The following is a 14,554-nucleotide window of genomic DNA, read 5'->3' on the forward strand; positions in this document are numbered from 1 at the left end:
TGAAAGGAAGCATTTTTTCTGTCGGAAAATAGTGATACATTTGCAGACGGTAAAACATAAGGAACGCAACATGATGAACTGGAACCAACTCCTCTCCGCCAAGCGCTTCGGACTGGAAGAATATCACTCCGAGCATCCCGAGAACCGCTCGGAATTTCAGCGCGACTACGACCGACTCATCTTCTCCGCCCCCTTCCGGCGGTTGCAGAACAAGACGCAGGTATTCCCCCTGCCGGGCAGCATCTTCGTACACAACCGACTGACGCACAGCCTCGAAGTGTCGTGCGTAGGACGCTCGCTGGGCAACGACGTGGCACGCGCCCTGCTGGCAAGCCAGCCCGAACTGCACGAAACCTTCTTGGCCGAAATCGGTTCCATCGTCTCTGCCGCCTGCCTGGCGCACGACCTGGGCAATCCGCCCTTCGGGCACTCGGGCGAACGTGCCATCTCCACCTTCTTTTCCGAAGGCGGCGGACTGGCTCTGCGCGACCGTCTGACCGACGCCGAGTGGAGCGACCTGACGCACTTCGAAGGCAACGCCAACGCCTTCCGTCTGCTCACCCATCAGTTCGAGGGACGCCGCCGCGGCGGCTTCGTGCTGACCTACTCTACGCTGGCCAGTATCGTGAAGTACCCCTACTCGTCGAGTCTGGCCGGCAAAAAGTCGAAGTTCGGCTTCTTCACCACCGAGGAAGACAGCTTCCGCCGCATTGCCGAAGAGCTGGGCATGCAGAAGCTGAACGACGCTCCGCTGAAGTATGCCCGCCACCCGCTGGTCTACCTCGTCGAAGCCGCCGACGACATCTGCTACCAGATGATGGACCTGGAGGACGCCCACAAGCTGAAGATCATGACCACGGCCGAGACGCAGGCACTGATGCTGTCGTTCTTCACCGACGAGCGGAAAGCACGCATGCAGAAGACCCTGCAGATAGTGAGCGACACCAACGAACAGATAGCCTACTTGCGTTCGTGCGTCATCGGACTACTGATACGCGAGTGTACCCGCGTCTTTTTGGAGAACCAGCAGGCCATCCTGGCCGGTACGTTCGAGGGACCACTCATCCGCCACATCGACTCCCTGCCCGCCTCGGCCTACGAACACTGCGCCGACGTTTCGTTCGAACGCATCTACCGCTCGCGCGACGTACTCGACATCGAGCTGGCCGGTTTCCGCATCATCGGCACCCTGCTCCAGCTGATGACCGACGCCGTGTGTGCCCCGGAGAAGGCTTACTCCCAGTTGCTCATCAACCGCGTGTCAAGCCAGTACAAAATAAATTCGCCTGTATTCCACGAAAGAATACAGGCGGTATTGGATTATATTTCGGGCATGACCGACGTCTTTGCGCTCGACCTCTACCGTAAGATAAACGGCAACAGTCTGCCTACTATTTCTTAAATACAAGCGAAGAAGGGTGTACTGAAACCAAAGGGATGCCTGTCAGTACCCCCTCTACTTACATTATTACTTGCTGGGGTAGAACAGTTTATTCACCCCCGAAGTCAGGTGGCACGCATCCGGTTCGCTCTCGATGAACGACTGGATGTGACGCATACGCTTCTCGGCCAGAATCTCGTCGACGGCAATCAGGATGCCGGTCTCTTCCACGTCGCCAAAGCCGTAGTTGATGGCGGTGCCGAACATACGCATTGTGGGGCTCAGGCTCATGTAAGCGTTCACCAGCGGCGGAATGTTGTAGCCCAGCTTACGGATTTCGCCGTTCAGAATCTTATAATCTTCCTTGAACGTGTCTTTGCAGAACAGTGCGGCAAGTTCCTTCTCGTCCGACTCCAACTGCAACGGCTCCATGGGAACAATCAGTCCCTCCTTATCGCCGAAATGCTTGCGCAGGAAGTACAGAATCATGTCGCGTCCCTTGCGGTTGTAGCTGGGGTACATGGTCACCTTGCCGAAGAAATACTTCACATTGGGCATTACTACAGTCAGCGCGCCCAACCCGTCCCACAAGTTGTCCAAAGCAAACAGACCTTTGCTTCCTGCACGTGTAGACTGGTACTCCAGCGTCACAAACGAACGTCCCAGCTCGATCGTGGTAGGAAGATACTCTTTCAAAAACTTCTCCGAAAAGTGGAACATGTGCGAAGTAGCCAGAATAGGAGCTCCGTGCTCGTCGAAGCGCACATCGGTGCCCAAAATATACCGGTAACCTCCCAGAATTTCCTCTGCTTCGGGATTCCATACAATCAGCTGCTTGTAAGGATGCTCCATGGTGTCGAACTCGTCAATGTCCATCGACATGCCGGTTCCTCCGCCTGCCGCACGGAATGCGATCTCGCGCAGACGGCCAATCTCCTTCATGGTGTTGGGAGAGTCTTGCGCCGTGATGATATAAATCTGGTTGTTGCTCTTGTTGGTCATTCGCAGGCGCTTGTCTTCGGTCAACTCCGCTTTCAGCAGTTCCTTACTGATAGGTTCAATAATATCTTCCATATCTCTCTTTACCTAACTCTATTGTTAATTCTCTATTTTCAGTTTATAAACGATGTCTTTCACATACTGCGCCCATTGGGTCGGCGTCTTCGACTTGTCAAACGTCTGCCAGGGAATCGGCTTGCCTATGGTGATGGTGAAAGTCTTGTGGCGGTTCTTCAGCATTTCGTCAGCCAGATACAACATCGCAATGTTGAACTTCAGGCCGATAGCTTTGCAGAAGTTGGCCAGATTGTAAAAGAAGTCGGAGTTTCTTCCTTCGAAGTGAATGGGCACGATGTCGCGGTGCGACTGTACACTCTTTACAATGAATGTCTTCTTCCAGTCCAGGTCGCGGATCACACCGTTGCGACGCCGCGAGCACAGCCCGGCGGGAAACATTATCAGATGATTGTCGGATGCAAAGCCGGCCTCCACCAGCTTCGGGAAATCTTTCGCCTGACGTCCGGTCTTGTTGATAGGGATGCAAAGGGGAGCCAGTCCGCGGAGATTCATCAGCAGGTCGTTGACCATATACTTCACTTTGCCGTCGTAGAACGAGCCTAGCACGTAGCCCAGCGCCAGTCCGTCCTGTCCGCCCAGCGGATGATTGCAGACAAAAGTGCAAAGCCCGTCTTTCGGCAGATTCTCTTTCCCTTCTACCACAATCGTGGCATCAAGGAAGTCGAGACTGGCTTTCAGGAAATCCACACCAACCTTGTCTTTCGACTCTCGCAAAAAGACATTCAGTTCATCCTGGTGAACAATGTGTTTCAGATAAGAGACGACAAACTTAGGTATATACTTCGACTGCTTCGGAGCTTTCTCCCGAAGAATTCTGTCAATGTCAATCAAAAACAAAGAGTCATCAGCCATTCTTCTTTACAATGAAATGAGTGCGCAAAATTAATTCATCTTTTTTATTAATTGCAAACATTTAACCGAAAACTGCACCCAAAATCTATCAAAACTCACATAAAACCTATCAATTGATAGTTTTTCCCCCTAATAATGTCTGTTTTCGGTCGGCCCAAGCCAAAGAAGTTTCGTAAACTTGCACAAGAAATCACCTGAAAGAACAAGTAAAAACCAAAACAAAGCACATTTTATGAACAGCATCGCATTTCAAAACGACTTAGTAGGAATACAAGACGAGCTCTTGCGCTTTGCATACAAACTGACTGCCGACCGCGAGGAGGCAAACGACTTGCTGCAGGAGACATCGCTCAAAGCACTCGACAATAAGGACAAATACATGCCCGACACTAATTTTAAGGGTTGGATATATACGATAATGCGGAACATCTTCATCAACAACTACCGCAAAGTGGTGCGCGACCAGACATTCGTGGATCAGACCGACCAGCTCTACCACCTCAACCTACCGCGCGACACAGCCTTCGAAAGCACCGAAGCCGCCTACGACCTGAAGGAAATGCACCGCATCGTCAACACGCTGCCACGCGAGTACAAGCTCCCCTTCTCCATGCATGTAGCAGGGTTCAAGTACCGCGAGATAGCCGAAAAACTGAACCTGCCGCTTGGCACAGTGAAGAGCCGTATCTTCTTCACCCGCAAAAAGCTTCAGCAGGACCTCAAGGACTTTGTCTGATTTCCCAATCTTTCTCCATACATATTCAAGTTTGGCCGGCTCGCCCATGGCAACAAACCGGGCGGGCCGACTGGCCAAACAACACATTTAGCAACAGCCAACGCCAGGCACAGCCTGCAAATGAAATAACCATCGTAAATTTTTAGTTGTGTCGACAAGAAGAGCTAAGCGGAACATACTCCACTTAAGCTCTTCTTTCTTTTTCCCCCACTTTACGCCACTCCCCAACAGCCATCCGCACAATGCCCTAACCCACAGATTGCCCACCAGTAAAGGGATACAGCATATTCTTCATTCTCAAACGGATAAGTCATCAACAGGGTGTTGAAAACTTCTTATAAAGATTTTGGTTAAAACATTGTGGGGAATTGTGGGGAATTGTGTACTTTTACAGTCGCTTATTATAATAAGGTAGATATGATACGTTTCTTAGGCAACATCGAGGCTAAAGCAGACGTTAAAGGAAGAGTCTTTATCCCTGCTGGTTTCAGGAAGCAGCTTCAGGCCGCCTCCGAAGAACGGCTCGTGTTGCGCAAAGACGTCTATCAGGACTGCCTGGTGCTCTACCCCGAAAGCGTGTGGTTCAGCACCCAGAACCAGCTCCGCCAGCGACTGAACAAGTGGAACGCACGACAACAGGCCATCTTCCGCCAGTTCGTCAGCGATGCCGAAATCGTAGTGCCCGACGGAAACGGACGCATCCTGATTCCTAAACGCTACCTGCAAATGGCAGGCATACAAAGCGACGTGCGTTTCATCGGTATGGACAACACCATCGAAATCTGGGCTAAGGAACGGGCCGAACAGCCATTCATGTCGCCCGAAGAGTTCAGCCAGGCCTTGCAGGAAGTACTGGGCGACGAAGCCTGCCTGCCGGAAGACGCAATCGAAAGCCAATACCAGAACCCAATGCCCTGAAAGCACACCAACCCAAAGCAAAGGAGAAAAAGAAATGGCAAATGAAGAACAGACATATCACATACCGGTACTGCTGAAACCCAGCGTAGACGGAATGAACATACGACCCGACGGAACGTATGTCGACGTTACATTCGGCGGAGGCGGACACTCGCGCGAAATACTTTCACGACTGGGCGAAGGCGGCCGTCTGCTGAGTTTCGACCAGGACGAAGACGCCGAGCGCAACATTGTGGACAATCCGCACTTCACGTTCGTGCGTAGCAACTTCCGCTATCTGCACAACTTTCTGCGTTATCATGGCATTGAGCAAGTGGATGCGATATTGGCCGACTTGGGCGTATCCTCCCACCACTTTGACGACAGCGAACGAGGCTTTTCCTTCCGCTTCGACGGAGCTTTGGATATGCGCATGAACAAACGGGCCGGACTAACCGCCGCCGACATTGTCAACACCTACGACGAAGAACGCCTGGCCAACATCTTCTACCTGTATGGCGAACTGAAGAACAGCCGCAAACTGGCATCGGTCCTCGTCAAGGCACGCAGTGCACAGGCCATCTCGACCATCGGCGAGTTTCTCGATATCGTCAAGCCTCTCTTCGGACGGGAACGCGAGAAGAAAGAACTGGCTAAAGTCTTTCAGGCACTACGCATCGAAGTCAATCAGGAAATGGAAGCACTGAAAGAGATGCTCTACGCAGCTACCGAAGCCCTGCGCCCCAGAGGAAGGCTCGTAGTCATCACCTATCACTCGCTGGAAGACCGCATGGTAAAAAACATCATGAAGACCGGCAACGTCGAAGGCAAAGCCGAGAAAGACTTCTTTGGTAACGTGAAGACTCCGTTCCGCCTGGTCAACAACAAAGTGATTGTCCCCGACGATGACGAAATAGAACGCAACCCGCGCTCAAGAAGCGCCAAGCTGCGAATTGCAGAAAAGACCGATAATGCCGATAACAAATAGAAAGGAGCAATTATGGGCAACAACGAACATACAGAAGAAAAGAAGAACGAAAAGATACGAAGACGCACTGCATGGAAGAACATCATCGGAGGCGACATTCTGGCTGCTGACTTCTTCCGCCGCCAGAGCAAGCTGATTGTGCTCATCATGGTGCTTGTCATCTTCTATATCCACAACCGATACGCCGCTCAACAACAGCTGATAGAAATTGACCGGCTGAAGAAAGAACTGATCGACATCAAATACGATGCATTGACACGCAGTTCTGAGTTGTTGGAAAGAAGCCGGCAGTCGAAAATCGAAGAATACATCGCCACCAAAGAAAGCGACCTGCAAACTTCGACCAATCCGCCATACCTGATAAAGAACAAATAAACATATTCCATTTGAACGATAAAAACTAAACAACATTGGCTGTCAATAAACGAAACATAATGACCCGTTACTTCTTCGTCATGCTCATCATGGGTGTGATAGGAGTATTTATTATTGCCAAAGGCGCCATCATCATGTTCGCCGAGAGGCAGTACTGGCAGGATGTGGCCGACCGCTTCGTCAAAGAGAACGTCACCATCAAGCCCAACCGCGGAAACATTCTCTCCGCCGACGGCAAACTGATGGCCAGCTCGCTTCCCGAGTACAAGATCTTCATGGACTTCATGACGGGCGAACGCGACGAGAAGCGCAGAAAGAAAGAACAACACCGCAAAGACTCTGTCTGGAATGCCAACCTCGATTCCATCTGCATCGGGCTGAACAAAATATTCCCGGAGTACTCTGTCGCCACGTTTAAAGCCCATCTGAAGAAAGGGCGCAAGATGAAAAGCCGCAACTATAACATCCTGCCCAGCCGAAGCCGCCGTATTTCGTACATCCAGTACAAGGAAGCCAAAAGGCTGCCTGTATTCAAGATGAACAAATACAAGGGAGGTTTCCACGAACAGATATTCAACCAGCGCAAGAAACCTTTCGGCTCGCTGGCAGCCCGAACTTTGGGCGACCTTTACGCCGACACGGCTCAGGGAGCAAAGAACGGAATTGAGCTGGCTTTCGATACCCTGCTGAAAGGACGCAACGGTATCACACACCGCCAGAAAGTGATGAACAAGTACCTGAACATCGTCGACCTGCCGCCGGTAGACGGATGCGACATTATCTCGACCATTGATGTCGATATGCAGGATATTTGCGAGAAAGCACTGGTTGATAAACTGAAGGAACTCAACGCCAGTGTAGGTGTAGCCGTACTGATGGAAGTGCAGACGGGCGAAGTAAAAGCCATCGTCAACATGATGAAAGCCGGCGACGGCAATTACTACGAAATGCGCAACAACGCCATCAGCGACATGCTCGAACCGGGCTCTACCTTCAAGACAGCCTCCATTATGGTGGCCCTTGAAGACGGAAAGATTACGCCCGACACCGAAGTAGATACCGGCAATGGTGTTATGAACATGTACGGCAGCAAAATGAAAGACCATAACTGGCATCGCGGAGGATATGGAAAGATCAACGTCACACGCATACTGGAAGTATCGTCCAACGTAGGTGTATCGTACCTGATAGACAAGTACTACAAGGACGACCCTCAGAAGTATGTGGACGGGCTGAAGCGTATGAGCCTCGACCAGCCCCTGCATTTGCAGATACCCGGCGAGGGAAAGCCAAACATAAAAGGTCCCAAAGAACGCTACTTTGCCAAGACTACCCTGCCTTGGATGAGTATCGGTTACGAAACACAGCTTCCACCGCTCAATACCCTGACGTTTTACAATGCCATTGCCAATAACGGCGTAATGGTACGCCCCAAGTTTGTCAAGGCAGCCGTAAAGGACGGAGAAGTTGTCCAAGAGTACCCAACCGAAGTCATCAATCCGAAAATCTGCTCCGACCATACCCTCACGCAAATTCGTGAGATTCTGCGGAAAGTCGTTTCGGAAGGACTGGCCAAACCGGCAGGAAGCAAACAGTTCTCGGTATCGGGGAAAACAGGAACCGCACAGATTTCGCAAGGCGCAGCCGGATACAAAACCGGACGCACCAACTATCTGGTAAGTTTCTGCGGATACTTCCCCTCGGAAGCACCGAAGTATAGCTGCATCGTCGCCATACAGAAGTCCGGACTACCGGCCTCGGGAGGTTTGATGGCGGGCAGTGTTTTCAGCAAGATAGCCGAAAGGGTATATGCCAAGAACCTGCGCTTCGACCTGAGCAACGCAATAGACAGTACCACAAACGTGATTCCCCCGGTCAAAGCCGGCGACTTGCGTGAAGCCTCGTACGTACTGAACAGCCTGAATGTACCCGTTCAGGGCGAGGTAACCGACGGAAAGAAAGGTACTGACGTATGGGGACACACTCAGGCAGCTCCCAGCGCCGTTATCCTGCAAAGCCAAGAGATAGCAGACAATACCGTGCCCAGCGTCATCGGAATGGGAGCCAAGGATGCGGTCTACTTGCTGGAGAAACAGGGGCTAAAGGTAAGAATCAGCGGAGTGGGACGAGTGAAGCGGCAGTCCATTGCAGGCGGAAGTCGTGTAGTGAAAGGCCAGACTATCCTGCTGACCATGCACAACTAAGCATTCCGGAACTTCAGGCAAAGCTAACTGCCCGGAGAGCCGAAACAACAAAGAGAAAAGACAGTATATATAATAAGGTATAGAATAAACAAGCTAACGGGAAACAACCCGTTATCCGTTATCAGAACAAAAGACATGAAACTGAACGAATTGCTTAAGACGATACAACCGATACAGATTATCGGAAGTACGGAAACGGAAATAAACGGAGTAAACATCGATTCAAGACAGATAGCCGACGGACACCTGTTCATGGCCATGCACGGCACACAGACCGACGGCCATGCCTATATTCCGGCCGCCATCGAGAAGGGAGCCGTCGCCATCCTGTGCGAAGACCTACCCGACGAACGCAAGGAAGGCATCACTTACATACAGGTGAAAGACAGCGAAGAAGCTGTCGGCAAGGTTGCCACCCTGTTCTACGGCGACCCGACCTCGAAACTGGAGCTGGTAGGCGTAACCGGTACCAACGGAAAGACCACCATCGCTACCTTATTATATCATACCTTCCGTTACTTCGGCTATAAGGTGGGACTGATATCGACCGTGTGCAACTACATCGACGACCGTGCCGTGCCCACCGAACATACAACCCCCGACCCCATCACACTGAACCGTCTGCTGGGCGAGATGGCCGACTGTGGCTGCAAGTATGCCTTCATGGAGGTAAGCTCGCACTCCATTGCACAGAAACGCATCAGTGGATTGCGCTTTGCCGGAGGAATCTTCACGAACCTGACGCGCGACCATCTGGATTACCACAAGACGGTGGAGAACTATCTCAAAGCCAAAAAGAAATTCTTCGACGACATGCCCAAAGGCGCATTCAGCCTGACCAACTTGGACGACAAGAACGGCCTGGTGATGACACAGAACACGCGCTCACAGGTATACACCTATTCGTTGCGCAGCCTGAGCGACTTCAAAGGCCGCGTACTGGAGTCACACTTCGAAGGCATGTTGCTCGACTTCAACAACCACGAAGTAGCCGTTCACTTCATCGGACGTTTCAATGCCTCCAACCTGCTGGCCGTATTCGGCGCTGCCGTATTGCTGGGCAAGAAGGAAGAAGACGTACTGGTGGCCCTGAGCACCCTGCACCCGGTGGCCGGCCGCTTCGACGCGGTGCGCTCGCCCAAAGGTTTCACCGCCATTGTGGACTATGCCCACACGCCTGATGCACTGGTCAACGTGCTGAACGCTATCCACGGCGTACTGGAAGGCAAAGGAAAAGTAATCACCGTAGTAGGTGCCGGCGGCAACCGCGACAAAGGCAAACGCCCCATCATGGCCAAGGAATCGGCCCGACTGAGCGACCGTGTCATCATCACCAGCGACAATCCCCGCTTCGAAGAACCGCAGGACATCATCAACGACATGCTGGCCGGACTCGACAAGGACGACATGCAGAAAACCATCAGCATCGTCGACCGCCGCGACGCCATCAAGACGGCCTGCATGCTGGCACAACCGGGCGACGTCATCCTCATCGCCGGCAAGGGACACGAAAACTATCAGGAAGTGAAGGGCGTAAAACATCACTTCGACGATAAGGAGGAAGTAACCCGAATCATGAACGGCGAGTAAAGCATCTTCCTCCTGCCCCTCTCCTAAGGAAAAAGGAAACGGAGGCCAGCTTCGAAAAACGAACAATGGGAAACTTTGATAAATATAGAAACTGATAAACTAAAAGACTGATATGCTGTATTATTTATTCCAATGGCTGGACAAATACGACTTCCCCGGCGCGGGTATGTTCGGCTACACGTCGTTCCGCTCGCTGATGGCTGTCATTCTGGCCCTGCTCATTTCGAGTATCTGGGGTGACAAGTTCATCGACCTGCTGAAGCGGAAACAAATCACCGAAACACAGCGCGATGCCAGCATCGACCCCTTTGGCGTGAACAAAGTGGGTGTGCCGAGCATGGGAGGCGTCATCATCATCTTTGCCATACTTATCCCCTGCCTGCTGCTGGGCAGACTGGAGAACATCTACATGGTGCTGATGCTGATTACGACCGTATGGCTGGGTTCGCTCGGATTTGCCGACGACTACATCAAGATTTTCAAGAAAGACAAGGAAGGCCTGCACGGCAAGTTCAAGATCATCGGTCAGGTAGGTCTGGGCCTCATCGTTGGACTGACACTGTACCTGAGTCCACAAGTGGTGATACGCGAAAACATCGAAATCCCCCAGCCCGACGGACAGGTGGAAGTGGTGCATGCCGCCAAAGAGATAAAGGCGACGCAGACCACCATCCCCTTCTTCAAGAGCAACAACCTGGACTATGCCGACCTGATGGGCTTTCTGGGCGAACACGCACAGACCGCAGGATGGGTGCTGTTCGTGCTGGTCACCATCTTCGTAGTGACGGCTGTGAGCAACGGTGCCAACCTGAACGACGGCATGGACGGCATGGCAGCCGGAAACTCGGCCATTATCGGCGTAACGCTGGGCATATTGGCTTACGTATCAAGCCACATTGAGTATGCCGGCTACCTGAACATCATGTACATACCGGGCTCGGAAGAACTGGTTATCTTCATCTGCGCCTTCATCGGTGCGCTGATAGGCTTCCTGTGGTACAACGCCTACCCGGCACAGGTCTTCATGGGCGATACCGGCAGTCTGACCATCGGCGGCATCATCGCCGTGTTTGCCATCATCATCCACAAGGAACTGCTTATCCCGATTCTGTGCGGCGTGTTCCTGGTCGAGAATCTTTCTGTCATTCTGCAGCGCGTCTACTACAAAGCAGGCAAACGGAAGGGAGTGAAACAACGCCTCTTCAAGCGTACGCCCATCCACGACCACTTCCGCACCAGCATGAGTCTGGTAGAACCGGGATGCAGCGTAGTCTTCAAGAGCCCCGAAAAGCTGTTCCATGAATCGAAGATCACCGTCCGCTTCTGGATTGTAACCATCGTGCTGGCAGCCATCACCATCATTACACTGAAGATAAGATAAAAGGCCTCTCCCCCAACCCCTCCCCCAAAGGGAGGGGAGAAGGTGACTGAGAGACAGAAAAAACAAAAACTGAACATTAGAAGAACAAGATATGAAACAGGAAAGTAATTGTACAGACAGAAGTAACTCTACCGCTCTCCCTGCCGGGGAGGAAAAGGAAAAGAGAACTCGGATTGTAGTATTAGGAGCCGGCGAAAGCGGCGCAGGTGCTGCCGTACTGGCCAAGGTGAAGGGACTGGATACGTTTGTTTCCGACATGTCCGCGATCAAAGACAAATACAAGGAGCTGCTGAACAAGTACGACATTGCCTGGGAAGAAGGACACCACACGGAGGAGCTGATTCTGAACGCAGATGAAGTGGTGAAAAGCCCCGGCATCCCCAACGACGCCCCCCTGATTCTGAAACTGAAGGAAAAAGGCATCCCCGTCATCTCCGAAATAGAGTTTGCCGGACGTTATACCGATGCCAAAATGATTTGTATCACCGGTTCGAACGGTAAGACCACGACCACCTCGCTCATCTACCACATCTTCAAGAGCGCAGGGCTGAACGTCGGTCTGGCCGGAAACATCGGAAACAGCTTGGCCCTGCAGGTAGCCACCGAGCAGCACGACTATTACGTCATCGAGCTGAGCAGCTTCCAGCTGGACAACATGTACAAGTTCCGCGCTAACATCGCCGTGCTGATGAACATCACCCCCGACCATCTGGACCGCTACGACCACTGCATGCAGAATTACGTCGATGCCAAATTCCGCATCACGCAGAACCAGACGCCCGACGATGCCTTCGTCTTCTGGAACGACGACCCCATCATCAAGCGCGAACTGGCCAAGCACGGACTGAAGGCGCATCTGTACCCCTTCTCGGCCGTCAAGGAAGAAGGAGCCATCGCCTACGTGGAAGACGGCGAAGTAGAGATAAACGCTCCCATCGCCTTCAACATGGAGCAGGAAGAACTGGCGCTGCGCGGCACGCACAACCTGTACAACTCGCTGGCAGCCGGTATCTCGGCCAATCTGGCGGGCATCAAGAAGGAATACATCCGCAAGGCGTTGTCCGACTTCAAGGGCGTGGAGCACCGACTCGAAAAAGTCTGCGACGTGCGCGGCGTACACTTCATCAACGACTCGAAGGCCACCAACGTCAACTCCTGCTGGTATGCCCTGCAGAGCATGACCACGAAGACCGTCCTCATCCTAGGCGGCAAGGACAAGGGCAACGATTACACCGAAATCGAAGACCTGGTACGCGAGAAGTGTTCGGCGCTGGTCTACCTGGGCCTGCACAACGAGAAGCTGCACGACTTCTTCGACCGGCTGGGCCTGCCCGTAGCCGACGTGCAGACGGGCATGAAGGATGCCGTCGAAGCTGCCTTCCGCCTGGCCAAGAAAGGTGAAACCGTGCTGCTGAGCCCCTGCTGCGCCTCGTTCGACCTCTTCAAGAGCTACGAAGACCGCGGCGACCAGTTCAAGAAGTACGTCCGCGAACTGTAATCCCTGAACATGCATTCCACACCGGCTGAAGGATGCCCGACGGCATCCTCCGGAAGGACTGCCGGACATGCGTTTGCAGGACACTTGTACGGCTCGTGAGAGACACTTGTACGGCTCGCGAGAAACACTTGCACGGCTCACGAGCCACACTTGCACGGCTCGGACACCCTGCCAGACACCTCCTGAGAGGCCTCAAAAGCCGCCCGGAGCAACAACGAAACTGTAGAAACCATATAACTCAATTATCGACTAACGTGGATTTACTAAAAAGCATATTCAAAGGAGACAAGGTCATCTGGATCATCTTCCTCTTTCTTTGTCTCATCTCCATCATCGAAGTGTTCAGTGCCGCCAGTACGCTGACCTACAAAAGCGGCGACCACTGGGCACCCATCACGCAGCACAGCATCCTGCTGATGGTGGGAGCAGTCATCGTGGTACTGGTTCACAACATTCCCTACAAGTGGTTCCAGGTGTTCCCCGTGTTCCTGCTGCCGCTCTCCATCGGGTTGCTGGCCTTCGTCATGCTGATGGGTTTCGTCACGGGCGACCGCGTCAACGGTGCCGCCCGCTGGATGACGTTCATGGGCATCCAGTTCCAGCCTTCGGAGATAGCCAAGATGGCCGTGGTCATAGTCACCGCTTTCATTCTGTCGAAGGGTCAGGACGAAAACGGAGCCAGCCCGAAGGCCTTCAAGCGAATCATGATTATCACGTGCATCGTGTGCGGCCTCATCCTGCCCGAAAACTACTCCACGGGAATGCTGCTCTTCGGCACCGTCTACCTGATGATGTTCATCGGACGCGTCCAGGCCAAGAAGCTGTTGTTGCTGGGCGGAGGCATCGCCGCCTTCCTGGTGGTATTCGTGTCGTTCCTGCTGGCCACGCCCGACAAGACTCTTGAGAAAATTCCGATGGGCCACCGCTTCACCACCGTCAAGTCGCGTATCGCCGACTTTGCCAGCAAGGAAGAAGTGCCCGCCGCCAAGTTCGACATCGACGGCGACGGACAGGTAGCCCACGCCCGCATTGCTGTGGCTACGAGCCACGTCATAGGCAAGGGACCGGGTAACTCCGTGCAGCGCGACTTCCTGAGCCAGGCCTTTTCCGACTTCATCTTCGCCATCATCATCGAAGAGCTGGGTCTGGTAGGCGGCGCCGTAGTTGTCTTCCTCTACATCTGCCTGCTGGTACGCGTAGGACGCATCGCGAAGAAGTGCGACCGCACCTTTCCGGCATTCCTCATCATGGGCATCGCCCTGCTGCTGGTCACGCAGGCCATGTTCAACATGATGGTAGCTGTCGGACTGGCCCCCGTCACCGGACAGCCGTTGCCCCTCATCAGCAAGGGTGGAACCTCGACGTTCATCAACTGTGCCTACATCGGCATGATACTGAGCGTGAGCCGCTACACTGCCAAGCTGGAAGAACAGAAACAGCACGACGCACAGATTCCGCTGCTGGTCGATGCCGGTACCGGAGCTGCCCCCGAGCCATCGCCCTCCAGCGATGCACAGACGGCGGCCGACCCTACCTCGAAAGCCCTGAACAGCGATGCTGAATTCGAATAACATA

12 protein-coding genes are annotated in these 14,554 nt (G+C 53.1%); 10 read left to right on the top strand and 2 right to left on the bottom strand.

Going from position 1 to position 14,554, the window contains the following annotated elements; all coding sequences use genetic code 11:
* The first annotated feature begins 70 nt into the window (after positions 1-70).
* The gene (locus tag Q3C19_RS04875; RefSeq protein WP_277120824.1) at positions 71-1,402 is read left to right on the top strand and encodes a deoxyguanosinetriphosphate triphosphohydrolase; all 1,332 of its coding nucleotides are present in this window, start codon (positions 71-73) and stop codon (positions 1,400-1,402) included.
* Positions 1,403-1,468: 66 nt separating this feature from the next.
* Here the strand turns inward: Q3C19_RS04875 and Q3C19_RS04880 are convergent, their stop codons facing one another.
* Both Q3C19_RS04880 and Q3C19_RS04885 read right to left on the bottom strand, forming a co-directional pair.
* Positions 1,469-2,455: a GNAT family N-acetyltransferase gene (locus Q3C19_RS04880; protein WP_022162790.1), complete on the bottom strand. Its 987-nt coding sequence runs from the start codon at positions 2,453-2,455 to the stop codon at positions 1,469-1,471.
* A 24-nt stretch (positions 2,456-2,479) separates the two neighbouring features.
* On the bottom strand, positions 2,480-3,310 hold the full coding sequence (locus Q3C19_RS04885) for a 1-acyl-sn-glycerol-3-phosphate acyltransferase (protein WP_071148407.1): 831 nt from the start codon (positions 3,308-3,310) through the stop codon (positions 2,480-2,482).
* Positions 3,311-3,542: 232 nt separating this feature from the next.
* Here Q3C19_RS04885 and Q3C19_RS04890 point away from each other — a divergent pair, with 232 nt between their 5' ends.
* From Q3C19_RS04890 to Q3C19_RS04930, 9 genes are all read left to right on the top strand, one after another.
* Positions 3,543-4,046 (top strand): RNA polymerase sigma factor, encoded by a 504-nt coding sequence (locus Q3C19_RS04890; RefSeq protein WP_022162788.1) that lies wholly within the window; start codon positions 3,543-3,545, stop codon positions 4,044-4,046.
* Positions 4,047-4,463: 417 nt separating this feature from the next.
* Complete coding sequence (mraZ, locus tag Q3C19_RS04895; RefSeq protein WP_288179978.1) at positions 4,464-4,964, top strand: division/cell wall cluster transcriptional repressor MraZ; 501 nt, start codon at positions 4,464-4,466, stop codon at positions 4,962-4,964.
* Between the two features lie 34 nt (positions 4,965-4,998).
* Complete coding sequence (gene rsmH / locus Q3C19_RS04900; protein ID WP_302727586.1) at positions 4,999-5,931, top strand: 16S rRNA (cytosine(1402)-N(4))-methyltransferase RsmH; 933 nt, start codon at positions 4,999-5,001, stop codon at positions 5,929-5,931.
* 12 nt (positions 5,932-5,943) lie between these two features.
* Entirely contained in the window at positions 5,944-6,306 is a 363-nt protein-coding gene (locus tag Q3C19_RS04905; protein WP_022162785.1) for an FtsL-like putative cell division protein, read from the top strand.
* A 59-nt stretch (positions 6,307-6,365) separates the two neighbouring features.
* Positions 6,366-8,510, top strand: coding sequence for a penicillin-binding protein (locus Q3C19_RS04910; RefSeq protein ID WP_071148404.1), 2,145 nt, complete (start codon positions 6,366-6,368; stop codon positions 8,508-8,510).
* A gap of 135 nt (positions 8,511-8,645) precedes the next feature.
* Positions 8,646-10,100, top strand: coding sequence for a UDP-N-acetylmuramoyl-L-alanyl-D-glutamate--2,6-diaminopimelate ligase (locus Q3C19_RS04915; RefSeq protein WP_302727589.1), 1,455 nt, complete (start codon positions 8,646-8,648; stop codon positions 10,098-10,100).
* Between the two features lie 112 nt (positions 10,101-10,212).
* Positions 10,213-11,481 (top strand): phospho-N-acetylmuramoyl-pentapeptide-transferase, encoded by a 1,269-nt coding sequence (gene mraY / locus Q3C19_RS04920; protein ID WP_302727591.1) that lies wholly within the window; start codon positions 10,213-10,215, stop codon positions 11,479-11,481.
* 91 nt (positions 11,482-11,572) lie between these two features.
* Positions 11,573-12,979 (top strand): UDP-N-acetylmuramoyl-L-alanine--D-glutamate ligase, encoded by a 1,407-nt coding sequence (gene murD, locus Q3C19_RS04925; protein ID WP_235817031.1) that lies wholly within the window; start codon positions 11,573-11,575, stop codon positions 12,977-12,979.
* Positions 12,980-13,233: 254 nt separating this feature from the next.
* Positions 13,234-14,550 (top strand): FtsW/RodA/SpoVE family cell cycle protein, encoded by a 1,317-nt coding sequence (locus Q3C19_RS04930; protein WP_071148401.1) that lies wholly within the window; start codon positions 13,234-13,236, stop codon positions 14,548-14,550.
* The last annotated feature ends 4 nt before the right edge of the window (positions 14,551-14,554 follow it).

It is taken from the genome of Bacteroides sp. ET489, assembly GCF_030518095.1.
Taxonomy (GTDB): Bacteria; Bacteroidota; Bacteroidia; order Bacteroidales; family Bacteroidaceae; genus Bacteroides; species Bacteroides ndongoniae.

Bases quoted from the DNA above. Each gene is read 5' to 3' on its own strand.
- Q3C19_RS04875 (WP_277120824.1), top strand. From the start codon at position 71: ATGATGAACTGGAACCAACTCCTCTCCGCCAAGCGCTTCGGACTGGAA.
- Q3C19_RS04880 (WP_022162790.1), bottom strand. From the start codon at position 2,455: ATGGAAGATATTATTGAACCTATCAGTAAGGAACTGCTGAAAGCGGAG.
- Q3C19_RS04885 (WP_071148407.1), bottom strand. From the start codon at position 3,310: ATGGCTGATGACTCTTTGTTTTTGATTGACATTGACAGAATTCTTCGG.
- Q3C19_RS04890 (WP_022162788.1), top strand. From the start codon at position 3,543: ATGAACAGCATCGCATTTCAAAACGACTTAGTAGGAATACAAGACGAG.
- mraZ (WP_288179978.1), top strand. From the start codon at position 4,464: ATGATACGTTTCTTAGGCAACATCGAGGCTAAAGCAGACGTTAAAGGA.
- rsmH (WP_302727586.1), top strand. From the start codon at position 4,999: ATGGCAAATGAAGAACAGACATATCACATACCGGTACTGCTGAAACCC.
- Q3C19_RS04905 (WP_022162785.1), top strand. From the start codon at position 5,944: ATGGGCAACAACGAACATACAGAAGAAAAGAAGAACGAAAAGATACGA.
- Q3C19_RS04910 (WP_071148404.1), top strand. From the start codon at position 6,366: ATGACCCGTTACTTCTTCGTCATGCTCATCATGGGTGTGATAGGAGTA.
- Q3C19_RS04915 (WP_302727589.1), top strand. From the start codon at position 8,646: ATGAAACTGAACGAATTGCTTAAGACGATACAACCGATACAGATTATC.
- mraY (WP_302727591.1), top strand. From the start codon at position 10,213: ATGCTGTATTATTTATTCCAATGGCTGGACAAATACGACTTCCCCGGC.
- murD (WP_235817031.1), top strand. From the start codon at position 11,573: ATGAAACAGGAAAGTAATTGTACAGACAGAAGTAACTCTACCGCTCTC.